This is a genomic window from Streptomyces sp. NPDC024687 (assembly GCF_055559055.1).
The window spans coordinates 98512-121691 of the sequence record NZ_JBVHLJ010000003.1 but is presented as its reverse complement, the minus strand read 5'-3'; the positions used below and the strand labels follow the sequence as shown (position 1 = coordinate 121691).

23 protein-coding genes are annotated in these 23180 nt (G+C 70.9%); 11 read left to right on the top strand and 12 right to left on the bottom strand.

Annotated features, from left to right (window positions below; genetic code table 11):
- Window positions 1–107: 107 nt before the first annotated feature.
- A complete protein-coding gene (locus ACZ39I_RS12375; protein WP_467244469.1) occupies window positions 108–1187 on the bottom strand; it encodes a hypothetical protein in 1080 nt (359 codons plus the stop codon).
- Window positions 1187–1849 (bottom strand): RNA polymerase sigma factor, encoded by a 663-nt coding sequence (locus ACZ39I_RS12370; protein WP_352389068.1) that lies wholly within the window; start codon window positions 1847–1849, stop codon window positions 1187–1189. The genes ACZ39I_RS12375 and ACZ39I_RS12370 overlap by 1 nt, the downstream gene beginning before the upstream one ends.
- An 861-nt stretch (window positions 1850–2710) precedes the next feature.
- Here ACZ39I_RS12370 and ACZ39I_RS12365 point away from each other — a divergent pair.
- Both ACZ39I_RS12365 and ACZ39I_RS12360 read left to right on the top strand, forming a co-directional pair.
- Window positions 2711–2923, top strand: coding sequence for a hypothetical protein (locus ACZ39I_RS12365; RefSeq protein WP_467244468.1), 213 nt, complete (start codon window positions 2711–2713; stop codon window positions 2921–2923).
- Window positions 2924–2964: 41 nt separating this feature from the next.
- Window positions 2965–3396 (top strand): PPOX class F420-dependent oxidoreductase, encoded by a 432-nt coding sequence (locus ACZ39I_RS12360; protein WP_467244467.1) that lies wholly within the window; start codon window positions 2965–2967, stop codon window positions 3394–3396.
- A gap of 92 nt (window positions 3397–3488) precedes the next feature.
- On the opposite strand, the gene ACZ39I_RS12355 is transcribed toward ACZ39I_RS12360, so the two are convergent.
- The 3 genes from ACZ39I_RS12355 to ACZ39I_RS12345 all read right to left on the bottom strand — a co-directional run bounded on the left by ACZ39I_RS12355 (window position 3489) and on the right by ACZ39I_RS12345 (window position 6125).
- The gene (locus ACZ39I_RS12355; protein ID WP_467244466.1) at window positions 3489–4259 is read right to left on the bottom strand and encodes an alpha/beta fold hydrolase; all 771 of its coding nucleotides are present in this window, start codon (window positions 4257–4259) and stop codon (window positions 3489–3491) included.
- A gap of 208 nt (window positions 4260–4467) precedes the next feature.
- Window positions 4468–5511 (bottom strand): hypothetical protein, encoded by a 1044-nt coding sequence (locus tag ACZ39I_RS12350; RefSeq protein WP_467244465.1) that lies wholly within the window; start codon window positions 5509–5511, stop codon window positions 4468–4470.
- Window positions 5508–6125, bottom strand: coding sequence for an RNA polymerase sigma factor (locus tag ACZ39I_RS12345; RefSeq protein ID WP_467244464.1), 618 nt, complete (start codon window positions 6123–6125; stop codon window positions 5508–5510). The genes ACZ39I_RS12350 and ACZ39I_RS12345 overlap by 4 nt, the downstream gene beginning before the upstream one ends.
- Window positions 6126–6394: 269 nt before the next feature.
- Here ACZ39I_RS12345 and ACZ39I_RS12340 point away from each other — a divergent pair, with 269 nt between their 5' ends.
- Window positions 6395–8578 carry a peptidoglycan recognition protein family protein gene (locus ACZ39I_RS12340; RefSeq protein WP_467244463.1) on the top strand — a complete coding sequence of 728 codons (2184 nt, stop codon included), beginning with the start codon at window positions 6395–6397 and terminating at the stop codon, window positions 8576–8578.
- Here the strand turns inward: ACZ39I_RS12340 and ACZ39I_RS12335 are convergent.
- Together ACZ39I_RS12335 and ACZ39I_RS12330 are read right to left on the bottom strand one after the other, a co-directional pair.
- Window positions 8571–9026, bottom strand: coding sequence for a hypothetical protein (locus ACZ39I_RS12335; RefSeq protein WP_467244462.1), 456 nt, complete (start codon window positions 9024–9026; stop codon window positions 8571–8573). The two genes, ACZ39I_RS12340 and ACZ39I_RS12335, sit on opposite strands and share 8 nt — an antisense overlap.
- Window positions 9027–9118: 92 nt before the next feature.
- A complete protein-coding gene (locus tag ACZ39I_RS12330; protein ID WP_467244461.1) occupies window positions 9119–9547 on the bottom strand; it encodes a DUF6278 family protein in 429 nt (142 codons plus the stop codon).
- A gap of 188 nt (window positions 9548–9735) precedes the next feature.
- Between ACZ39I_RS12330 and ACZ39I_RS12325 the strand changes: the two genes are divergently transcribed.
- Window positions 9736–10197, top strand: a complete 462-nt coding sequence (locus tag ACZ39I_RS12325) for a DUF1877 domain-containing protein (RefSeq protein WP_467244460.1) — start codon at window positions 9736–9738, stop codon at window positions 10195–10197.
- A 43-nt stretch (window positions 10198–10240) separates the two neighbouring features.
- On the opposite strand, the gene ACZ39I_RS12320 is transcribed toward ACZ39I_RS12325, so the two are convergent.
- The 4 genes from ACZ39I_RS12320 to ACZ39I_RS12305 all read right to left on the bottom strand — a co-directional run bounded on the left by ACZ39I_RS12320 (window position 10241) and on the right by ACZ39I_RS12305 (window position 14083).
- On the bottom strand, window positions 10241–10840 hold the full coding sequence (locus ACZ39I_RS12320) for a hypothetical protein (protein ID WP_467244459.1): 600 nt from the start codon (window positions 10838–10840) through the stop codon (window positions 10241–10243).
- Window positions 10841–10916: 76 nt separating this feature from the next.
- A complete protein-coding gene (locus tag ACZ39I_RS12315; protein WP_467244458.1) occupies window positions 10917–11429 on the bottom strand; it encodes a hypothetical protein in 513 nt (170 codons plus the stop codon).
- 86 nt (window positions 11430–11515) lie between these two features.
- The gene (locus ACZ39I_RS12310) at window positions 11516–12283 is read right to left on the bottom strand and encodes a DUF4328 domain-containing protein (protein ID WP_467244457.1); all 768 of its coding nucleotides are present in this window, start codon (window positions 12281–12283) and stop codon (window positions 11516–11518) included.
- A 123-nt stretch (window positions 12284–12406) separates the two neighbouring features.
- A complete protein-coding gene (locus ACZ39I_RS12305) occupies window positions 12407–14083 on the bottom strand; it encodes a beta-N-acetylhexosaminidase (RefSeq protein WP_467244456.1) in 1677 nt (558 codons plus the stop codon).
- A 154-nt stretch (window positions 14084–14237) separates the two neighbouring features.
- Between ACZ39I_RS12305 and ACZ39I_RS12300 the strand changes: the two genes are divergently transcribed.
- The 7 genes from ACZ39I_RS12300 to ACZ39I_RS12270 all read left to right on the top strand — a co-directional run bounded on the left by ACZ39I_RS12300 (window position 14238) and on the right by ACZ39I_RS12270 (window position 20683).
- The gene (locus tag ACZ39I_RS12300; RefSeq protein ID WP_467244455.1) at window positions 14238–14750 is read left to right on the top strand and encodes a 2-oxo-4-hydroxy-4-carboxy-5-ureidoimidazoline decarboxylase; all 513 of its coding nucleotides are present in this window, start codon (window positions 14238–14240) and stop codon (window positions 14748–14750) included.
- A 201-nt stretch (window positions 14751–14951) separates the two neighbouring features.
- Entirely contained in the window at window positions 14952–15332 is a 381-nt protein-coding gene (sdhC, locus tag ACZ39I_RS12295) for a succinate dehydrogenase, cytochrome b556 subunit (protein WP_467244454.1), read from the top strand.
- Window positions 15333–15337: 5 nt separating this feature from the next.
- Window positions 15338–15820: a succinate dehydrogenase hydrophobic membrane anchor subunit gene (locus tag ACZ39I_RS12290; RefSeq protein WP_451473252.1), complete on the top strand. Its 483-nt coding sequence runs from the start codon at window positions 15338–15340 to the stop codon at window positions 15818–15820.
- Between the two features lie 19 nt (window positions 15821–15839).
- Window positions 15840–17594, top strand: a complete 1755-nt coding sequence (gene sdhA / locus ACZ39I_RS12285; RefSeq protein WP_389811101.1) for a succinate dehydrogenase flavoprotein subunit — start codon at window positions 15840–15842, stop codon at window positions 17592–17594.
- The gene (locus ACZ39I_RS12280) at window positions 17594–18373 is read left to right on the top strand and encodes a succinate dehydrogenase iron-sulfur subunit (RefSeq protein WP_403655277.1); all 780 of its coding nucleotides are present in this window, start codon (window positions 17594–17596) and stop codon (window positions 18371–18373) included. The genes sdhA and ACZ39I_RS12280 overlap by 1 nt, the downstream gene beginning before the upstream one ends.
- A gap of 150 nt (window positions 18374–18523) precedes the next feature.
- Window positions 18524–19306, top strand: a complete 783-nt coding sequence (locus ACZ39I_RS12275; RefSeq protein ID WP_467244453.1) for a hypothetical protein — start codon at window positions 18524–18526, stop codon at window positions 19304–19306.
- A gap of 93 nt (window positions 19307–19399) precedes the next feature.
- A complete protein-coding gene (locus ACZ39I_RS12270; RefSeq protein ID WP_467244452.1) occupies window positions 19400–20683 on the top strand; it encodes a M48 family metallopeptidase in 1284 nt (427 codons plus the stop codon).
- Window positions 20684–20703: 20 nt separating this feature from the next.
- Here ACZ39I_RS12270 and ACZ39I_RS12265 read toward each other — a convergent pair whose 3' ends face one another.
- Complete coding sequence (locus ACZ39I_RS12265; protein ID WP_467244451.1) at window positions 20704–23178, bottom strand: DUF4132 domain-containing protein; 2475 nt, start codon at window positions 23176–23178, stop codon at window positions 20704–20706.
- Window positions 23179–23180 lie beyond the last annotated feature (2 nt).

Below are 23180 nucleotides of genomic sequence, written 5' to 3'. Positions count from 1 at the left end.
CCAGTCGGCTCACTCCATACTGCGCCGCAGCGACCGAAAACGTCACACCCACCGCGACCGAAACCGCGGTGGGTGAGAAAAGCGCAGGTCAGCGGCGCGGGAAGCGGTCAGATCGCGCTGTACGACGGGTTCGGCCGCGGGGTGGGTGACATCGTTGCCCCGGGCGAGGCGAGCGGGGCGCCGGCGGTGCCGCCGTCGGGGTCGTGGTGGTTCCGGCGAGGGGGCGCGAACTGGCCGTCGTCATGGCCGTTCCCGTTTCCGTCCCCGTGGCCGTTCCGGTCGCCGTGGCCGCTCTTGTCGTTGTCCTCGTGGTTGCCGGTGTCCTCGCCGTTGCCGTCGCTCTTGCCGTCGCCCTTGCCGTCGCTCTTGCGGTCGTCGGGGACCGACTCGGCGTCGCCCCGGGTGCCGACGCCGGACAGGACGCCCATGCAGTAGGTCCACACCCGCGAGGTCCCGCCCGCCGCACCCTCCAGGGCACGTTTGCGGGTCGGGTCGAGCTTCTTCCCGGCGCGCACGTCCCGGCAGGCCGAGGCAGCCGCGTTTCCGTCACCGCGGGGCCGTACACCGCGCCCGTCCGCGCCCGTGCCGGGGGCCGAGCCGGTGTCGTCGCGTGCCGTGTCCCGGGAGCCGGTCCCACCGGAGGGGGAGCCCTCGGGCGAGGGCGCGACGTGGGGGGCCGGGGCCGACGGCGAGACGGGCGGGCGGTCCGGGGTGGCGGCGGCCGACACCGAGGCCGCGGGTTCCGGTTCGCCGTCCCCGACGTGCGGCAGGACCCCGAATCCGGCCGCGACGGCCACTCCGCCCACCATCCCGACGGCCAGTACGGCGGCCAGCCCGAGGTGCGCGGGACGCCGCCGGCGGGCCCGGCCGGACCTCGCGTCGGGGGCGCCGATCCGCACGAGCCCGGCATCGGCGGAACGGGCTTCGGCCGGGCGCCGGCCCGGGGCGGGCGGGCTCACCCAGTCGTCCGCACGATCCGCGCGCACCTTGCGGAACGCGGCCAGCGCGGCCTCCTCACCGGGGAGTGCGCCGCTGGTCGGAGCCGGTTCGGCGGTCAGCGCGTCGAGCGTTTTCGCGAGCCGCTCGGCCTGGTCGCGGGCGGCCTCGTCGACAGCTTCCAGTGACTCGCCGCGCAGCAACCGCTCCGCTGTCTCGAGGTCCAGCCACCCGTAGCTCTCGTCGGCCATCACATGTCCTTCTGCGTCCGCGGGCGCATATGCGTCACACTCGCGGACGTCACCGCACTGTCCTGCGGTTCTCGCTGCGGCGGCAGGGCATCGAGCGCGCCGGCCGATTCCGGATCCTCGCCGAGGAGCTCGGCGAGCCGTTTCAGACCCCGGTGCGCGGCCGTCCGTACCGCGCCGGGGCGCTTGCCGAGGGTCTCGGCGGCGGTCTTGGCGTCCAGGCCGACCACCACCCGCAGCACCACTGCCTCGGCCTGGTCCTGGGGCAGCCGTGCGATGAGCGAGAGGGTGGTGTCGGTGGACAGCGCCTCGATGGCCTCGCCCGCGGTGTCCGACTCGGCGGGCTTCCCGGTCAGCTCGGTCTCGTCGCCGCCGATGGCGGGGCGGCGGCCGCGCATCCGGATGTGGTCGAGGGCGCGGTTGCGGGCTATCCGGGCCGCCCAGCCGCGGAAACGGTCCGCGTCTCCGTCGAAACGGTCCAGGTCACGGGCTATCTGGAGCCAGGCCTCGGAGGCCACGTCCTCGGCGTCCGGATCGCCGACCAGCGTCCGGACGTATCCGAGCAGCCGCGGGTGCACCGCGCGGTACACAGTCCGGAACGCGGTCTCGTCCCCGTCCTGTGCCGCAAGCACCGCGGCAGTCAACTCCGCGTCGTCCCCCAGCACCCGTGAATCCTCAATACATGGTCGCGATCGATGGTCGCCGCTTCGAGCCGTCGAGGGGTTGATCAGTCAACTTCCGCGCCCGGCGCGAAAGGCACGTTACGACCTGAAACCGCTGCTCGTCCATGTCCGTACAAAATGCAACTGGCTCGTGATCCGCAGGCGGTTCGACAGGGTGTGACAGAAACCGCACTCATGACGCTGAAGGAAGTACGGGCCGCCGCGCGGCCCGTACCGCGCGACGGCCGGGGCCTCTCCTGTGGGGGGTGGCGGCCCCGGCCGTCTCGCGTTTCACCTCAGGTGACCAGCTACCGGATGATCCCGCCCAGGCCCAGCGGCCGGGAAGCCGACGAGCTCAGCCACCTCTCCCCGCCGCTCGCACGCAGCAGAACTCTGCACCTGCACGCCTTTGACCCTCCCGGGCGCCCGGCGACTCCAGCAGAGTGGTCCTGGTCCAGCCACCACGTACTCCTGCCGCATCTCGACGCCTTCTGGACGAGCAGGCAGCCGTAGGTGTCACCGGGACCACGGATACGAAGCCCTCGAGCTGCTGGTGGGGCTCCGCCAACGGATCAACGATGCCATCGACTGACGCATCAGGTGACGCAGTCACTGCCGACCTAGGAGGCAAGTTGGACAACATCGAGACGATCAACGCGGCCGCACTCCTGAAGAGCGCACGCACCGCAGTGGAGCAGAGCTATCCCTGCGACGACTCCTTGGCCAGGGCGGCTCTGCACCTCATCGAGTGCGCCACGGATGTCGTCGTGCGCCTGCCCCACCGTGATCTGGACTCCGCCCGGGATGTCCTGGGCCTGGCCCGGGCCGCTGTGGTGACAGCGACCATCGCAGTGCGCGAGATCCATGACGACAAACGGCATCAAGAAGCTGGAAAGCTTCTACGACTTCTCGCAGTTCGTACCCGTCGGCGGCGAACTCGTCCCCACCACCGACGACATGACGTACGTGGGCTTCGTGCGGCTCTTCCACGAGATGGAGGAGGTCGTGATGCGTGACATCGGCACCATCCACTACCTCGACGGGAACGGCATGTACGAACTGGCCGGGGAGGACTGAGAACCCGTCCGTGACCTGAAGGCGCGAAACCGATGCGACCCATGACCGAAGAGCAGTGGCGGTCGTTCGTACTCGCCGGCACGCGTACCGCGAAGCTGGCGACCCACCACAGGGACGGACGGCCCCACGTGACCCCGGTGTGGTTCCTCCTGGACGAGACTGCGGACGGCGCGTGCAAGATCGTGTTCACGACCTGGCACGCCTCGCTCAAGGCCAAGGCGCTGCTGCGGGACCCCCGCGTCGCTCTGCGTATGGACGACCAGGAGCCGCCCTACAGCTACGTGATGTTCGACTGCACGGCACGACTCACGGAGAGCCCCGAGGAACTGCGCTACTGGGCTACCCGTATCGGTGCCCGCTACATGGGCCAGGCCCTGGCCGATCAGTACGGAGCACGCAATTCGGTGTCCGGGGAATACCTGGTCCGGGCGACCGTGAGGAACGTCATCGCATACAGCGGGATCTCGGAATGACCGAGGTGACCTGTGCCCCGCAGGCCCGGCGTCTGCGGGGCCTGCCTTGCGAGGCATGATCGGGGCCGACCTGCCGTCGCCCGCGAGGGACGTTACCCCTGGTCGAGTGCGGCTGCGGTGGCGGAGGCGAAGGCGTCCGGGTTGTCCAGCATGATGTTGTGCCCGCAGTTCGGGATCGGCACCACGACCACCCCGGACTCGGTGAGCGCGTCGGCGCCCGGGAGCGGGCTGTCGTCCTCGGGCAGCAGGTAGGTACGGGGGATCTTCAAGTCCAGCAGAAGTTCGCGCATGGTGGGGGTGGTGCCGCGAGTGAGATGGACCGCGCTGCGGTGCAAGGCCTCGCGGCCGGTCAGGCGCATGGTGGACCACCAGTGGGGGCCGACCCGGTCGCGGACTTCTCGCCAGCCACCTGCCAGGAATTCCTGTTCGGAGTAGGCAGCGATGCCGCTGCTGCCGCCGGAGCCGGCCTGGAGCGGAATCGGGTCAAGGTTGGCGTCGACCAGGACCAGGCGGGAGACCAGGCGCGGGTGCCGGGTCGCCAGGACGATGGCCACCGAACCGCCCATGCTGTGGGCGATCAGCTCCGCACCGGTGACACCCGCGAAAGTCAGCGCTTCGGCGAGGGCGTCGGCGTGCGCCTCCAGGGTGTAGTCGAATGTCGCCGGGCGGTCACTGATGCCATGGCCGAGTAGATCGATCAGCAGTGAACGGTGGCCGGCCAACAGCGGGTGGACCGCTGCCTCCGCGAAGTAGGCGGGCGAAGTGGCACCGAGACCGTGTACGTAGACGCGGGCGCGCTCCCGCCCAGGCAGTTCCACCCAGCGGATCCGGTCACCCTCGGTCGTTGCGACGGCGCTGCGCACAGTCTGGCTCCCCTGCAATCAAGATCGGTAGGGCGACGAGGGTAGTAGATGCCGGAGCCCGCCCACGAGGCTGCTGTCCGAGCCCGGCCGGACAGATCAGGCGCATCGAACACTCATGGCACCCTGTCCGCAGGCACCCCGGTTTAGGCGCTATAGGTGCGGCCCATCTGTCCCGGCACAGGTGGCGGAGGCCGGGACGGGTTCTTGGTCACTGCTTCTTGGACTTGTTCCCGTCCGCGTTCCGCAAGCCGCTCGCCTTGTCGTTCTGCGTCCCCGGCTTCACGTCGTCCGCGTCCTTGGCGTTCCCCGCGCCCTTCCCGTTGCCGGAGCCCTTCGCGTCGGCCGGGTCCGTGAGCGCGGCGCAGTAGGCGCTCACGTTCGCCTCGCCACCGGCCGCCGTCACGAGTCGCTGGAACGCCGGGGCGTCCAGCGCCTTGCCCTGGCCCCGGAGCTTCTCGTAGACACGGCAGTGGGCCAGGGTGTCCTTCGCGGTGGGCGGACGCTCCGCGGGGGCGGACGCGGAGGACCGCGCGCTGCTGTGCGACTCGGCCGGGCTGCTCGCCGAGACGCTCGGGCGTACGTCCCTGCCCTCGGCCACGCCCCCGTCCGGACCGCCGCCCGCCGAACCGATCGCCGCGTAGGCGACACCGCCGAGGGTGAGGCTCGCGAGGAGCACGGAGAACGTCGCCTTCAACGGATGTGTCCGGCGCCGCGGCGTGCGGGGCCGCCAGTCGTCCCGCCGACGCGTCCGCGCCCGATGCACCCCGGCGTCCCGCGCCGCCTGAAAGGCAGCCACGGCCCGCCGTTCCGCGTCACCGTCCGAGCTCTCCCCGCGGATGGCCACTGCCAGCAGCGCCGCGAGGGAGCCGTCGTCGTACGAAGGCTCCGGCCCGGCAGCGGTGCGGCTCCCGTGGTCCGGCGTGGACGGGGAGACGCCGGGGCCCCTGCCTGCCGCCGCCCGGCCGCCGAAACGCCGCCCGCCGCCGACCGGCTCCTGGCCGAGGACACCCGGGCCCGGGCCCCCGGCACGCGTCCGCTCCTCCTCGGGCACACCCTCGTCATACGGCCGCTGCCGCCCCGGCGCAGGGGCGCCACCCCGCACCCCGCCACCACCCGGCACTGAGCCGTCGCCGTGTTCCCGGCCCCGCACGGGCTCCTGCGGACGTGCCGACCGGCGGCCCGCCGCGTCGCCGCTCCGCTCGTCGCCCATGCCGTGTCCGTCCCTGTCCGAGGTGATGTCCTCACCTGTCATGTCGACTCCCCCAGCGTCCGGGGGCCGTCATCCGTCACTCTCTCGGCGCCCAGTTGGTGCGCCAGCCGCTTCAGGCCCCGGTACGCCGCGGTGCGCACCGCGCCGGGACGCTTGCCGAGGACGCGCGCGGCGGCGGGGCCGTCCAGTCCGACCACCACCCGCAGCAGCACCGCCTCGGCCTGGTCGCGCGGCAGCCCCCGGACCAGTTGCAGGGCGTACTCGGTGGAGAGGGACTCCAGCGCCTGGTCGTGGGTGCTGTACGGACCGGGCAGGTCCAGCATGTCCTGCTCCAGCGCCGCCGACCGGGGCCGCACCTTGAGCCGGCGCAGATGGTCCAGGGCCCGGTGCCGGGCGATGGTCGCCGTCCAGCCGCGGAAGCCCGCCCCGTCGCCCCGGAACCGGCCCAGGTCCCGGGCGATCTCCAGCCAGGCGTCCGACGCCACGTCCTCCGCGTCCTCCCCGACCAGCCCGCGCAGATAGCCGAGCAGTCCGGGCTGCACCAGCCGGTAGGCGATCGCGAAGGCACTCTCGTCGCCCTCCTGGGCCCGCGCGACAGCCGCGCCCAGTTCCCCGTCGTACGCCTGCACGCGGCGGGGTTCCCCTCCCTGGCCCAAAAACTTTCCCGTCCGTACCGGTTCGTGGCGATTCCGCACCGTCCGGCACGGCCACCCTTGCCCATGTCCCCCACGGTCAACAGCGCCGGATCTCACGGAAGTGTCACAGCGGGCCGGACATCCCGGGCACCCCACTTCGAACACCTGTAACAACTGGCAGAGTTCGTACGCTGTATGAGTGCCACCTGTGTGACAGGTGGTTTTTCTGTGACCAAAATCAGGGGTGGGTAGTGAGTCGTCGTAAAAGCCGTGCGTACAGACCGCTCAGCATGAAGCGGAGGGCGTGGCTGACGCTCGGTGCGGTGGTGCTGGGGGGCGGCGGCATCGCGACCTACGCCACCGCCAGTCCGTCGACCGACGCCGCGGGGGATCTGCAGCCCAAGCGGCCGGTGAAGGTCTACAACCTCGCGCTGAAGGCTCCCGAGACCGGCGAGCGCGAGCTGCCGCGCACTGAGACCAAGCAGTTCTCGCTGCTCGGTATCTCCTGGACGGGGGCGACCAAGCGGCTCGACGGCAAGGCGCAGGTACGCACCCGCAGCATCGACACCGGCGCGTGGACGTCCTGGCAGGACCTGGAGACGGACGCGGACCCGGTGGAGGACCCCGACGAGCGGGCCGGGGCACGCGGCGCGTCCGAACCCCTGTGGGTGGGCCCCTCGGACGGTGTCGAGGTACAGGTCGTCCACGAGGACGGCACCACCAGCGCCGGACTGCCCTCGGGTCTCAAGGTCAACCTGGTCGACCCGGGCATCGCGACCGCCGCGGAGCAGCGGGACACGGGCGACGACACGGACCCGGCGGCGTACGCCGAGGACGTGACGCCGAGCCCGACCCCGACCGCCACGGCCACGTCCACCGCCTCCCCGACGGCGACCGCGACGCCGACCCCGACCGCCACCACCCCCACCGCCCCCCCGTCGACGGTCCCCGAGCCGTCGATCGTCTCCCGCGCCGGCTGGGGCGCCGACGAGTCGCTCAGCCCCGACCCCTCGGAGTACAACGCCGGGGTGAAGGCCGTCTTCGTGCACCACACGGCCGGGTCGAACGACTACACCTGCGCCGAATCGGCGTCGATCGTGCGGGCCATCTACGCGTACCACACCGCCCCGGCCCCCAGCGGCAACGGCTGGAACGACATCGGCTACAACTTCCTGGTCGACAAGTGCGGCACGATCTTCGAGGGCCGCAAGGGCGGCGTCGACCAACCGGTCCTGGGCGCCCACACCTACGGGTGGAACCGTGAGTCCACCGGCATCGCGGTCCTCGGTGAGTACACCGCAACGGGCGCCTCGAACGCCGCCCTCACCTCGGTCGCCCGGATCACGGCCTGGAAGCTCGGCCAGTACGGCGTCGACCCCGACTCGACGGTCCAGCTGACGGCGGGCGCGACCCAGAAGAACCTCGCCGGTACGAGCTTCACCGCGGGCAGCCTCTACACCTTCAACCGGGTCTCCGGCCACCGCGACGGCTACGCCACCGAGTGCCCGGGCACCTCGCTCTACGCCCAGCTGCCGACCATCCGCGCCTGGGCGTCCGGCCCGGTGCAGGGCCTGAAGCTCACCTCGCTGACCGGCGCGGCCCTGTCCGGCACGACGTACTACACGAAGGGCGCGATCACGGCGAAGTGGTCGACCACCACGCCGGGTTCGCTGATCTCGAAGTTCGAGCTGCTGGTCGACGGCCAGGTCGTCGCCACCGCGTCCGGTACGGCCACCTCGGCGAGCACCACCCTGGCCGCGGGCAGCCACAAGGTCGCCGTACGGGCTGTGCACCAGTCCGGCAAGGTCACTCCCGCGACCGGCGCGCTGACCGTCGTCACCGACACCACCGCGCCGACCTTCTCCACCACCCCGAAGGTCACCCTGCGCACCGGCACGGTCAACCCCACCGCCGTTCCGGTCACCCTCGGCTGGAAGGCCGCCGACTCCCAGGCCGTCAAGTCGGTGAGCCTGCTGTCCCCGACGACGGCCACCTTCGGCCCGACCACCACCAGCTCCAGCCGTACCGCCAAGTCCGGTACCGCGAGCGTCTGGTCGATGAAGGCGTCCGACGTCGCGGGCAACACCCGCACCTCGTCGCCCTCGTACACGCCGATGATCCTTCAGGAGACCTCGGCCACGAAGTCCGGCAGCTGGACGAGCCGTTCCTCCACGAGCTACCTCGGTGGCAAGTCGTACTCCAGCAGTGCCAAGAACGCGAGCCTGACCTGGACGTTCACCGGCAAGTCCGCCGCGTGGACGGTCTCGCGGGCGGCGACCTCCGGGCAGGCGTACGTCTACGTGGACGGCACCAAGGTCGCGACCGTGGACCTGAAGTCCTCGACCACGAAGTACCGCGACGCGATCTGGACCAAGTCCTGGTCGAGCAGCGCCAAGCACACCGTGAAGATCGTGGTGGTCGGCACCAGCGGCCGCCCGACGGTCACGACGGACGGCCTGGTCTACATCAAGTAGCCCGCCAGAGCGCCGAATCCACCGGCTCGGGCGTCCGCTCCCCCGCACCCTGGGGAGTGGGCGCCCGTTCCGCGTTCGCCACGACTCCCGCGATCAGCGCGGCCGGCAGCAGCGCGCCGAACGCCCACCAGGTGGCCACGTTGAAGCCGTGCACGGTCGTCTCGGCCTGCAGCAGTTGCTTGTCGACGCCGGGTCCGGCGTGCGCGGTCAGGTAGGTCGCGGCCACGCTCGCGGCGATCGTGTTCAGCCGGGCCGTACCGATCGAACCGCCCACCTGCATCCCGGGCAGGACGTGCGAGACATACGCCGGCTCGACGCCGACCTGAGCGATGATGGCCAGCCCTCCCGCGGCCACGAGCAGTCCGGGCACGATCAGGAGCCTCGGCGGCACCTTGCTCAGCAGTCGTGCGGCGATCTGCGTCGAGCCGACGATCATCGAGGCCGTCATCGGCAGATACGCGAGCCCGGTCTTCAGCGGCGATCATCCGAGGACGCCCTGCAGGTACGGTGTTTTTGCCTCGCCCGTCTTCGTCCGCGCGGTCAGCGCCGCACACCGCCCGTCGCATCGCGGCACAGCAGCCGCAGCGAGCCGTCCCCGGCGAAGCAGCGGCGGGCCTCGTTCACCGGGTCCCACAGCCGTCCGTCCGGCGTACGGACCCAGTGCTCGCCGCCGCTCGTCCACCACTCGGCACCGGTCTGGCGGACGACGACCTCACCGGCGTAGGCGCCGAGCCCGCGCAACACCGTCTCCACGGCGGCGTACGGCGCCCCGTCCCGCCGTATCTCCTCGATCAGCCGGTCCACGCGCCACAGGCTCTGCGCCGAGTAGTCGAGCCGGACGCGGGCGCCCTCGCGCAGGGCCGACACCGCGTCGGCGGCCCACCGCACGGGCTTGGCCGCGGCGGAGGGCCGGGGGGCGGGCGCGGCTGCCCGGTGGGTCGTCACATCAGTCGTCACGTCAGTCGTCACATCAGCCATCACAGGGGAAAAAGCGTTTCGGCGGGGTGTTTCGTCACCCGGATCAGGGGACTTCCGCCGGACCGGTGCAGGACCGGCGCACCTTCACCGCATCCCTCCCCGGACGGTCACAGGACCCTCCCGGTAGCGAGGTTGACGCCGGAGTGACGATTCGTCCCTCCCGCGCGCTCCTGTCTTCGATGAGCGACTACTTCCATCTCCGCGCGGTGCCGCCCTCGGCCCTGCGCAACAGTGCGAACTGGATGCAACGGCTGTTCGAGGACGACTGGGACGCCGTACGCGAACGCATCGGACGACATCGGGAGGAGGTGCTGGACAAGTCCTACCTGGACCACGAACTCCTGTACGCCGGCGCCGAGGTGGTCCTCGGCGGCCTCCCTGTCCAGCCGGGCGACCACGGCAAACCCCCGTTCCTGCTCCTGACCGCGGCCCGGGCGAACCGTGTCTCCGCGTACCTGGGTGCGGCCGACTTCGAGGCCCTGTGGCGGGTCGCCCGCGAGGAACTGCTGCCGAGACACGGCGGGTCGACCGCGGAACGGGAGGCGCGAGGGCTGTTCGCGGCGGCGCACCGGGACCTGACGGCGTTCTACGCGCAGACCGCGCAGTACGGGGACGCGGTGGTCAAGTGGCTGGTCCGGTAAGTCACGCGCCCAGTCAGCCACTCACCCGGTGAGCCGCCGGTCCTCAGCCCCGCCGTCGGCTCCTGCGGGACACCACCGCGCGCAGCACCCGGCGGCCCTCCGTGGAGACCTCCAGAGCGGGGCGCAGTCCTGCCGGGCCGTGGCCGGCGAGGAGTTCCAGGACGGTGATCTGGCGGCGCAGCTCGGCGGCGACGAGGGGGGACATGCCCTCCGTACGGCCCTCGCGGCGGGCGTCGACGGAGTCGCCGGCGTCCTTCAGGGGGTCGAGCAGCCGGTGGATCTGCAGCGCGGCGACCGAGCAGGCGTCGGCCCACGCCCGTACTCCGGCGGCGGACCGCTCGGCCGGCGCGGCGGCGAGCATCCGACGGGCCAGCAGCACGGCCTCGTCGTCACCGGAGCCGGGAGCTGCACCGGTGGCCCCCTCGACCGCCCCGAACTCCGCGTCCCCGCCCAGCTTCCCCCGCACCTGCTCCAGCCGTTCGCCCCACTCCTCGGCCCCGGCGTCGTCCGCGAGCCCGGCCCACAGGGGCCGCAGGACCTCGTCGTCGCCGCCGAGCAGCGGTACGCACCGATCCAAACAAGCCAACCCGCTGGCGGCCAGGCCGCGTTCGTCGGCCTGGCCGATCAGCTCCACCAGACTCATCCACGCCTCCCTCGCCGAGCGGCATCCCCTCACGGAACCCGCACTTCCCCTTACTGCGTGCGATCACCCAGGAGTGTCACAGGGGCACCACACCGAGCCGGTCGAGCATACGGAAGAAGAGGTTTTCGGCCAACGGGTCCGGTTCGGCGCTCAGTACGTCCAGCAGGGGTTCCTCGGCCACCTCGTGCCCCGCCTCCGCGGCCCAGGCGACGGCCCGCGCGGCCGCGTCCCGGGGTTCGAGGAAGTAGTCCTCCAGGACCGGCCCCTCCTCGTCGGAGGCACCGGCCCCGAGGTGTCTCGCCATGGCGGCCCGGGCCAGACAGGTCGTCCAGGCCCCGCTCTCGGGCCCCGCCGCCTCCAGGACCACCGAGGCGCTGTCCATGACGTATCCGAAGAGCGCGGGCGAACCGGTCTCCAGGGCGAGGGCGTTCATGTTCCCGACCTCGCCCTCGCCGCTCGCGTACTCCCAGACCTGCCATCCGCCGGGCGCCGACTCGCGCAGGACCATGCCCTCGGCACCGGCCAGCGCGTCCAGCTCGGCGAGCGGCCGCTCCCCGCGGCCCACGACGAAGTAACCCCAGTAGCCCATCCGCGGCCCCCCTGGCTGCTCGGTACGGTTCGGGCCCGAATACACCACATTCGTACGGCAGTTCGCAGCAGGATGGACCAAATCCGTCACACGGCGACGGGTGCCTCGGGTCCCCGGTGGGCCTTCTCGTTCTGCATCCGGGTCAGCCGCAGCACGACGGCGGCGGCGAGCAGGGCAGCCACGAGGTCGAGACCGTCGGCGGCCATCGCCTGTGTCATGGAGTCGTGGATCTTCTGGGAGGTGTCGGCCTCGTCGAACGCGGTGTACAGGACCTGGCCGAGGGTCAGCGAGAGGAGCCACAGCGTCCACCAGGCGTTGATCAGGGCATGCCCGTCGGGCTTGTCCCCCGTGCTGCTCGCGTCCCAGATGTCGACCACGACCCGGCGCGGGTACCACAGGCTCACGATCGGCACGACCCAGCCGGCGATCACCCAGGCGCGCGCCTTGCGGTGTCCGTCGGGGGCGAACACCTCGGCGTTGAGCCGGACGCGCCACAGCCAGACGACGAAGACGACGGCGCAGGCCACCATCAGGAGCGCCTGTGCGACACCGGCCACGCCGGTGAGCTTGTCCGCCAAGTCGGAGCGGTCCCATACGTCGGCCCCGGTGGCGCCGCCGGCGAGATCCCCGGTGACGTCGTACATGAGGAGGTCCGCGCCGAGGGCGAACGCGTCGACCGCCGCCGCCAGCGCGAGCAGCGCCGCGGTGGCCCGCCCGAGCCCGACCGGCGAGCGCAGCCGGATCGTCGGTGCGACACCGGCCGGCGGGGCCGCGAATCCGGCGGGCGTGGCGCATGCGGAGCACAGGACGCCGTCCGGTGCCGCTTCGAAGTGATGGCAGCGCGTGCAGAGCATGGTGAGGTCCCCCCGAGGTCCGGATGATCAGCCGACCGCGCGGGTTCTCCCCAGAGCCTCACGCGCGGCATGCGGAACATACGGTCCGCCGGCCCCGTACGTCCACCAGGAATCCCCGGTTCCTCAGCCCAGCCGGTCCCCCAGCGCCTTGAACCGGGACCAGGTCAGGGCGGGCTTCCCCGGGTCCCACAGTTTCTGCGTGGTGGCCCGCAGCGGCATCCGGATGCCCGCCGCCACCTGGTCCTGCGTCTGCGCGTTCGAGAAGTCGCACCACACCGCGAAGTAGCCGCCGAGGATCTGGCTGTCGTACTTCGAGGGGACGGCTGTCGTGCCGCGGAGGACTCGCGGGGTCCACGCCTCGTAGATCCGCTGTCCTGTCGGGTAGTAGAACTGGTTGGGCTGTCCGAGGACGTAGTAGAGGAATTCGTCGTTGTAGTTGACGACCTTGCGTCCCGCGCTCAGGTACTCCACCGGCGGCCGGGCGCCGATCTCCTTGCCCGTCCAGTACCCGACCCGGATGTCGCCGGCGGCCCGGACGGACGTCCCACGGAAGAATCCGTCGTTCCACGCGAGCGGGGCCTTGCCGTGCTTCCGGACGGTGGCGGCGCGGTCGTTGAGCCAGCCCGTGGTCAGGTCCTCCACGTCGGCGCCGGCGCCGTAGGCCTTCCTGGCGGCGGTGGCGAGCTGCGGGTAGGTCGCCTCCGGGTCGGAGACCATCAGCGCGCGGTACTCGTCGCCGCCGAGGTGCCAGTCGGCGCCGGGGAACAGGCCCACGTACTCCTTGAGCAGGTCGTCGACGAGCTTGGCGGATGCCGGGTTGGAGATGTCGACGGCCCCGCGCGCCGCGTTCCCCGCCGCACTGCGCAGCTGAAGCTCGGGGTGGGCGGCGAGGACGGCGCCCAGGTGCCCGGGCGAGTCGATCTCCGGTACGACGGTGATGTGCCGCTGGGCCGCGAGCGCGACGATCCTCTTCACCTGCGCCTTGGTCAGGTGCTGCTTCGACACGATCTCCGGGTGCGAGACGGACTCGATCCGGAACGCCTGGTCGTCGGAGAAGTGCAGCTGGAGCCGGTTGAACTTCAGGTCGCCCAGCTCCCGGACCCGGTCCTCGATCCAGCCGGCCGTGAAGTTCTTGCGCGCGATGTCCAGGGAGAACCCGCGCACCGGCTTGGCGGGCTCGTCGCGCACGACGCCCTCCGGTGCCGTGGCGCCGCCGCGCACCTCCTGCTTGAGCGTGCGGGTGCCGTAGAAGACGCCGGCGTCGTCCGGCGCGCTGATGGCGACCCGCCCGCCGCGCACAGTCATGCGGTACGACTCCGGGTCCGCGCCTTCGTCGTCGTCGAGCGTGAGGCGTACGTCCCCGGCGCGCACGTCGTCCTTCTGCCCGGCGTACGTCAGCCCCAGCTCACCGGCGAGAAGGCGCCCCTCGTCGGCGAGGTCGGCGTCGTTCACGACCACGCGCAGCCCGCGGGCGGGCCGCCAGCCGGGGCCGCGCGCCGGGGTGTGGGCGCGGACGGCGGGGATGGTGCGGGGGGTGGTGGACAGGGGGTAGGACCGCGTGGGGCTGGGGGCCGGGCTCGGTGATCTCGCCGGGGTCGGGGCGCCTTCCGCTGCGCCGCCCGAGGGGGACTGGGCCTGGGACGTGGTCGATCCAGCCGGGCCGCTGTCGCCACCCGCCCACAGCCCGAGGCTCACCCCGGCCGCGACGGTGACGGCCACCGCCCCCACGATCAGCCCCCGTGCCTGCTTCTCGATCAGCCCCCGTGCCTGCTTCTCCGGTCGCTTCCTGTGCTGGCTCACATCGCCAACCTAGGGCCTGAGGGAGAGGACCGTGTCCACCACACGTTCCGAAACTCTCCCGTGCGGGTGAAATTCGGGCATCCGTCGGACAGGTCATGTCCATTCTCGATAGCGTGAGGTCTCATCGCTCACAGCTTCCCCTGCCGAAACACACGTGACGCCCACACATTCTCCCGGCCGATTGGCCATGCCGTCCCTGCCCACCGTCCTGGACGCCCTCAACAGCGCGTCCGCCGACGAGGCACGGCCCCTGCTCCTGGACTGTCTGCGCAGCCTGCGCTGGGCGGATCGGGTCGTGGCGCACCGCCCCTATCCAACGGTGGACGCGCTGCTCGCGGCCGCGGACGAGGCGGCGTACGACCTGACGGTGTCGGATCTCTTCGAGGCCCTGGCGGCCGAGACGCTCCCCGTGCTGCCGGAGGACGCCCACTCGGCCGCCCACATGGCGATGGACGCGGCCCACGCGGCCTACGAGGCCCGCTTCGGCCACGCCTTCGTCATCTGCCTGGACGGCCTGCCCCCGGCAGAGGCCCTCGACCACGTCCTGGCGGGCATCCGGTCACGATTGACAAACGATCCGGAGGAGGAGCGGATGGTCGCGGCCGAGGAACTCCGCCGCATCGCACGGGGCCGCCTGGTGTCCGCCCTGCGGGGTGCGAGGCCGTAGACGGCCCATAACAGCACAGACCATCCCATTCGCCATCGAGTTCCCCCATCTGCGTGCCACTTTGATCACACAGGTAGGCCCCGGGTAAGCCCAGCGGCAGCGCATCGCTACGATGCTGGGGGCCGGTGGACCGTACCCGGCCGGGCCCGACCGACAGCACAAGCCGGCTGGCCCCGATACCCCGCTCCCGGAGGGACTTCCGTGCCGGCTGGAACGCTGTACCGCGGCCGGGAAGGAATGTGGTCCTGGGTGGCTCATCGAGTCACCGGCGTCCTCATCTTCTTCTTCCTGTTCGTTCACGTGCTGGACACCGCTCTCGTCCGTGTCTCACCCGAGGACTACGACAAGGTCGTAGCCACGTACAAGACCCCGCTCGTCGCGTGTCTGGAGTACGGCCTCGTGGCCGCCATCCTCTTCCACGCGCTCAACGGCCTGCGCGTCATCGCCGTCGACTTCTGGTCGAAGGGCCCGCGCTACCAGAAGCAGATGTTCTGGGTGGTGGCCGGCGTCTGGATCGTGCTGATGCTCGGGGCGATCTACCCCGTCCTCGGCCACGCCGCTCGTGAACTGTTCGGGAGCTGATACCGATGGCGACCACTGAAACCACCCCGTCCGGTATCGGCCCCGTCGAGGGCACCTCCGGCTACGGCGTCGACAACCCGGCGCCCCTCATCGAGGCCCCGCGCAAGCGCACCAAGAAGTCCCCGAAGTCCACGCGGGGCAACTTCGAGATGGCCGCCTGGCTGTTCATGCGCCTGTCCGGCATCGTGCTGGTCGTCCTGGTCATCGGCCACCTGCTGATCCAGCTGGTGCTCGACGGCGGCGTCTCCAAGATCGGCTTCGCCTTCGTGGCGGGCCGCTGGGCGTCCCCGTTCTGGCAGGTCTGGGACCTGCTGATGCTCTGGCTCGCGATGCTGCACGGTGCCAACGGCCTGCGCACGATCATCAACGACTACGCGGAGCGGCCGGGCACCCGGCTGTGGCTCAAGGGCCTGCTCTACACCGCCACGGTGTTCACCATCCTGCTGGGCACGCTGGTGATCTTCACCTTCGACCCGAACATCCGCTAGGCACGGGGCTGCGAGAATCATGAAGATCCACAAGTACGACACCGTCATCGTCGGCGCCGGTGGCGCGGGCATGCGCGCGGCCATCGAGTCGACGAAGCGCAGCCGCACCGCGGTCCTGACCAAGCTGTACCCCACCCGCTCCCACACGGGCGCCGCGCAGGGCGGCATGGCCGCCGCGCTGGCCAACGTGGAGGAGGACAACTGGGAGTGGCACACCTTCGACACGGTCAAGGGCGGTGACTACCTGGTCGACCAGGACGCCGCCGAGATCCTGGCGAAGGAGGCCATCGACTCGGTCCTCGACCTGGAGAAGATGGGCCTGCCGTTCAACCGCACCCCGAACGGCACGATCGACCAGCGCCGCTTCGGCGGTCACTCCAGGAACCACGGCGAGGCCCCGGTCCGCCGCTCCTGCTACGCGGCCGACCGCACCGGCCACATGATCCTCCAGACGCTGTACCAGAACTGCGTCAAGGAGGGCGTGGAGTTCTTCAACGAGTTCTACGTCCTGGACCAGCTGATCACCGAGGTCGACGGCGTCAAGCGTTCGGCCGGTGTGGTGGCGTACGAGCTGGCGACCGGTGAGATCCACGTCTTCCAGGCGAAGGCCGTGATCTACGCGTCCGGCGGCTGCGGCAAGTTCTTCAAGGTGACGTCGAACGCGCACACCCTGACCGGTGACGGCCAGGCGGCCGTCTACCGCCGGGGCATCCCGCTGGAGGACATGGAGTTCTTCCAGTTCCACCCGACCGGCATCTGGCGCATGGGCATCCTGCTGACGGAGGGCGCCCGCGGTGAGGGCGGCATCCTGCGCAACAAGGACGGCGAGCGCTTCATGGAGAAGTACGCGCCGGTCATGAAGGACCTCGCGTCCCGTGACGTCGTGTCCCGCTCCATCTACACGGAGATCCGTGAGGGCCGCGGCTGCGGTCCCGAGGGCGACCACGTCTACCTCGACCTGACCCACCTGCCGCCGGAGCAGCTGGACGCGAAGCTCCCGGACATCACCGAGTTCGCCCGCACCTACCTCGGTATCGAGCCGTACACGGACCCGATCCCGATCCAGCCCACCGCGCACTACGCCATGGGCGGCATCCCGACCAACGTCGAGGGTGAGGTCCTGGCGGACAACACGACGGTCGTCCCGGGCCTGTACGCGGCCGGCGAGGTCGCCTGCGTCTCCGTGCACGGCGCCAACCGCCTCGGCACCAACTCGCTGCTGGACATCAACGTGTTCGGCAAGCGGGCGGGCATCGCCGCCGCCGAGTACTCCCAGAAGGCCGACTTCGTCGAGCTGCCGGAAAACCCGGCGGAGCTCGTGGTCGCCCAGGTCGAGCGCCTGCGCGACGCCACCGGCACCGAGCGGGTGTCCGTCCTGCGCCGCGAGCTGCAGGAGACCATGGACGCGAACGTCATGGTGTTCCGCACCGAGCAGACGATCAAGACGGCGGTCGAGAAGATCGCGGAGCTGCGCGAGCGCTACCTGAACGTCTCGATCCAGGACAAGGGCAAGCGGTTCAACACCGACCTGCTGGAAGCCATCGAGCTGGGCAACCTGCTCGACCTGGCCGAGGTCATGGCGGTGTCGGCGCTGGCCCGCAAGGAGTCCCGCGGCGGTCACTACCGCGAGGACTACCCGAACCGCGACGACGTCAACTTCATGCGCCACACCATGGCGTACCGCGAGGTGGGCGACGACGGCACCGAGTCCATCCGTCTCGACTACAAGCCGGTCGTCCAGACCCGCTACCAGCCGATGGAGCGTAAGTACTGATGGCAACCCCGACCCTGGACAAGGCGGACGCGGCCGGCACGCCCGAGCCCGGCTTCGCCGACTCCCCGTACATCACGGCCACCTTCCGCATCCGCCGCTTCAACTCCGAGGTCTCGGCGGAAGCGACCTGGGAAGACTTCCAGGTGGAGATCGACCCGAAGGAACGCGTCCTCGACGCCCTCCACAAGATCAAGTGGGAGCTGGACGGCACGCTGACCTTCCGCCGTTCCTGCGCGCACGGCATCTGCGGCTCGGACGCCATGCGGATCAACGGCAAGAACCGCCTCGCCTGCAAGACCCTGATCAAGGACCTCAACCCCGAGAAGCCGATCACGGTCGAGGCCATCAAGGGCCTGACGGTCCTGAAGGACCTCGTGGTCGACATGGACCCGTTCTTCCAGGCGTACCGCGACGTGATGCCCTTCCTCATCACGAAGGACACCAACGAGCCGACGCGTGAGCGCCTCCAGACGGCCGAGGACCGCGAGCGCTTCGACGACACCACGAAGTGCATCCTGTGCGCGGCCTGCACCTCGTCCTGCCCGGTCTTCTGGAACGACGGCCAGTACTTCGGCCCTGCGGCCATCGTCAACGCGCACCGCTTCATCTTCGACTCGCGTGACGAGGCGGGCGAGCAGCGCCTGGAGATCCTCAACGACCGCGACGGCGTGTGGCGCTGCCGCACGACCTTCAACTGCACGGACGCCTGCCCGCGCGGCATCGAGGTCACGAAGGCGATCCAGGAGGTGAAGCGAGCGCTGATCACGCGCCGCTTCTGATCTCCGTTCTCCTACGGTGAGTTGGGCCCCGCCCCCCGGTTCGCACCGGGGCGGGGCCCTCGCTCATTTCCCGGGCGTCCGGCGCTGCCCAACCAGCCAACTCCCCTATGCCCGCTGTTACTTGAGGGGCCAGAGTTGCAAACTGGTCTCATGGCACTCCTGAGGAAAGCCGCCGCCGCGCTCTGCGCCGCCGCAGCGGTACTGCTCGTGACACCCCCCACTGCCTCCGCCGCCCCCTACGGAACGCCCGTCCGGGAGAACTTCGACCGGCTGCCCCTCGGTCCCGTCACCGGGGGACGCGGCTGGTCCACCGACACGGCCGACGGCACACTGACCGTCGTCCGGGGCGCCCCCGGGCACGGGCGTGAGCTGCGGATCCGTACCGAGGGCAACGGTCGGGCCTTCCTCGTGTTCGATGGGCTCTCCGCGCCCGGCAACAGTTTCTGGGGGCGCGTGCGGCTGCGGGTCGCGGGCTTTCCCACGGCGCCCGACTGGGCCCACTGGACCATCGCCGAGGCGTCGGGGACCGGTTCGTCGACGCTGGTACGGCCGCTCGGCGGGCAGTTCGCGCCGACCGACGGCGGCAATTTCTGGGGCGTCGGGTCCGACCTCGGGCCCACCGGGGACTGGACCTCCTGGAAGACCTCCTCGCCGGCCGCCGCCGGGGCGTGGCAGTGCGTCGAGTTCCATCTCGACGCCACCGACAACCGGGTCACCGTGTACCTCGACGGCGTGGAGCACTCCGACCTGACCGTGTCCACCAAGGAGCACGGAGGCACCGCGGACGACTTCGTCTTCCCCACCTTCGACAGGCTGAAGCTGGGCTGGCAGCTCTACCAGGCGAACCCGACGCCTTCGTCGTACGACATCCGCATGGACGACATCGCGCTCGGCGCTCGGCGAGTGGGTGGGTGCGGAAAAACCGGCGGCTGAATTCCGGATTGCGTCGGTGAGCGGGGCGTGATCCACTGCGGCGGTCATGAGTCGGGGCCCCCGGGGGAGGGGGCCGAGGGCGGGGAGGCAGCGGTGCGTACCGCTGCAGAAGAGATCGTGTCGTCGTGCCCGCAGTGCGAGGTGGAAATCCGTACGGACAGGCGGTTCAGCACGTGGTGTGCCGCCTGCGAATGGAACGTCGATCCGCAGGGGCCCGGTGAGGGGAAGCGCGGGCTGGACGGCGTGCGTCACAGGCTGGCGCAACGGTACGGCGCCCGGCTGTTCGACGAGCTGAGCGCCGAGGACGCGGGCCGGCGGACCCGGCGGACCGCGTCGGGTCCGCTCGCCGACGCGATCGCTCTCACCGTGCACGGCCTGACCCTCGTCCTCGCCGCGGTCGGCGTGTGGGGCCTGGTCCGTGGCTGGGGTGGGCTCGGCATGGCGTTCGGGGTGTTCTTCCTGGCGCTGGCCTGGTCACTGCGGCCGCGCCTGAACCGGCTGTCCGAGGACGACCGCGTGCTGCTGCGAGACGACGCGCCGGAACTGTACGCACTCGTCGACGAGGTCGCCGCCGCCATGGGCACCCGGACCGTGGACGCCGTCGTCGTCGACGTGGAGGCCAACGCGAGCGTGACCCATCTCGGGCTGCGGCACAGACTCCTGACGCTGGGGCTGCCGCTGTGGGAGGTGCTGAGCCCCCAGCAGCGGATCGCGCTCCTGGGCCACGAGCTCGGTCACTTCACACAGGGCGACACCCGGCACGGCATGGTCGTGGGCACCGCCCTGAGATCGCTGAGTACCTGGCTCTACTACGTCCGGCCCACGCCGAACCCGAACGTGATCCAGGCCATCGCCAACCTGGCCTGCGTTCCGCTGCGCCTGCTGATCACCGCCGTCATGGCGCTGCTCGACCTGCTGACCGCGCGGGTCTCCCAACGCGGTGAGTACCTGGCCGACGCGGCGGCGGCCCGTGCCGGTTCCACCGAGGGCGCGGTCGGCCTGATGGACCGCCTGATGGTCACCGACTCGATCGTCACCACCCTGCACCGCGAGATCAACACTCGCCGGCTGCGCGGGTCGGCCCGGAGCGGCGAGCAGGACTCCGACGACTTGTGGGAAGCACTCACCGCCCATCTGGACTCCGTCCCGGAGTCCGAGTACGAGCGGCAGCGCCGGGTCGGTGCGCTCCGGGGCCACAGCGTCGACGCGAGCCACCCGCCGACCCATCTGCGCCGCCGGCTCCTGCGGGACGGTACGCCGGTGCCCGCCCTGGTGACGGCGGACACCGGCCGCTCCGAGCGCATCGCCGGTGAACTGGCGGAACTACGCGGGACGCTGGCCCGTGAGGTCGTCAGGGACGGTTACGGGAACCTGTGACGGCCTCTTGAGCCGGCCGCTCACAGCTGGCTCAGGATCGTCGGATCTGTGATCCGCGTGTCGTCCGCCAGCATCATCGCCTTGCTCAGGATGACCGCGAGCAGGCGGTCGCCCTCGTAGGGGAGGTAACCGGCCTGCGGGGCGGAGGGGTTGGCCTTCGGGACGATGCAGAGGTACTGGTCGTTCGGGGTGCGCAGGATGTTGCCCGAGCCGAGGTGGATCTTGTACGTGTGGCGGTCGCCTTTGACGTGGAGGAAGCGGCCCTCCAGGGTGCAGCGGTCGGCTATCGCGAGCCTCGGGATCAGGCGGTCCAGGAGGAGGCGGCGCGTCTCGGCGCTCTGACTGAGCTCTCCGAAGCCGTACGACGTCCAGTACTCCTGGAAGCGGCCGCCGGGGCCGCCGTCCTGCCAGGTGGGGTCGTTGCCGATGCTGGCCACGCCGACGAACAGGTCCACGTCGCGCAGGACTTCGGAGAGGACCAGGGGCGGGATCCGCGTCAGTGGCAGGGGATCCACCGGGTCCTCGCCGTCGCGCAGCCACATGCGGTACTCGCCGCCCGCGCAGTGAGCCGAGTTCCCCGGGGCGTCGATCGGGTAGAAGCGGACCTGGTCGGTGCGCAGGCGCAGAAAGGTGCCGGAGTCGGTGATGTCCGTGTAGTCCTCGCCGCCCTCGCCCTCGATCCAGTACTCGGCACGCAGGCCCCAGCGCGGGAGGTCGCGGACGGGCGGCGGGGCCTCGTCGTCGACGGCCAGGCGGAGTTTGTTGCGCCAGCCCCGCGCCGCCGCCAGGGAGTGGAACTGGTGCTGGCGCAGGACGTGGGCCGCGAAGCGATTGGAGTAGGTGCCGGTGGCGCGCTCGGCGTCCGTCAGCAGGTAGACCTCTCGGTGGGCCTGCTTGAAGGGTTGTGTCACTCCGTGGCGTTCCAGCCAGTCGCGCCAGGCGACGATCTCCGCGGGGGTGTGGTCCACCGGGTGCCAGAGGCGGATGTCCGTCCCGTCGGTGACCGCGGCGTCCGTGACCGTGCGCAGGGCGCCTTCGGCATAGCCGACCGTCGTGCCGTCCACCGTCCACAGGAGGCGGCGGGCCAGGGTGCCGACCAGGGGATGGTCCAGGTAGCGCTCGCGCCAGGTCGCGTAGGACCAGGTGCGGTCGGCCAGGAACTGGCGGTCCAGTCGCTCGCTCTGCGCCGAGAGCATCCTGTCGATGTCCTTGACGGTCGCCTTGAGCTCCTTCAACTCCTCCGCGTGATCCCGTCGTACGGCGGCGGGCACGGTCCTCACCGGCTTGCCGCTCGCGTTGTGCCAGGTCAACACGGCTTTGGTGCCCTGGACTTGGAGGACCGCGGTCGCCTCGCCGAGCCGGTGCTCCGCGTGTCCGACCCCGGTCAGGCCGTATGCCGGTACGGCCAGTTCCTCGATCTCCTCGCGGCTGAGGCCCAGGGCGACGGCGCGGGCCTCCAATGCCGCGTCGAGCAGTTTGGCGGTGTTCTTGTACGTCACCCTGGTGGCCAACCGGGCCAGTTCGGCGAGGGCCGCCTCGCTGTCGACGCGGGCGAGGGCGTTGACCCCGGCGTTGGCGACCTTCGGGTTGCGCGGGCCGAGTCCGGCGACCTTCTTGAGGGACGTCTCGACCAGGACGCCGAGGGCGCGGGCGGTGTCGGGGTGCGGCGAGAGAAGGGAGAGCAGCCAGGCCAGGCCACGCAGCGTGTTCGCGTTGTAGGGGTCGTAGGCGCTGTTGACGTCCGGTTCGTAGCGCCCGCGGTCCAGCTCGAAGGTGCGGGGGCGGCCGACGAGGGCGAGCCAGCGGACCACCGCCTCGCGGACGCGGTCGGGGCCGAGTGTGACGACCAGGGCGGTCGCCTGCTTGTCCCATTTGGCGGAGGGCTTGGCCGCGGTGGCGGTCGCCATGTGTGCGAGCAGTTCCCTCCAGGCGGGGCCGGCGTCGGTACCGGCATCCCGCAGGGCCTGTTCGGCCCACTCCTCGCCGACATTGAGGGGCGGCTCGGTCAACTTCTTCGCCGTCCGGGGCAGGTCGGCGTTGTGGTAGGCGTGCAGGGCGGAACGCCGGACGGTGGCGACGACGGCGGGCGCGATCGGGCGGCCGGCGGCCAACTCGGCCTCGATGAGGTTCTCGTAGCCGGTGCCGTACCAGAAGGAGTGCTGCCGGGAGATCTCGTCGAGCAGGGACAGGCGCTCGGCGGCCAGGCGGTCGTGGGGCGGCAGGTCGCGGGAGACGATGCCCAGCAGGATCAGCGCGTTCTGCCGGGCGCTCTCGCCCGCCTGTTCCGAGTGGTACTGCGTGACGAGGCCGTCGGCGACTCGCGACCGCGCCTCCGGAGGCAGCTCGCGCACGCGGGCCAGGACGCCGTCCCACAGGCCGCTCCAGTTGCCCCTGTTGGCGATCGCGGCCTTGAGCAGGTCGACGGCGAGCTCCTCCAACTCGTCGTCGGCGACGCGGCGGCCGATCAGGTCCTTGTACTTCTGGATCTCGCCCATGG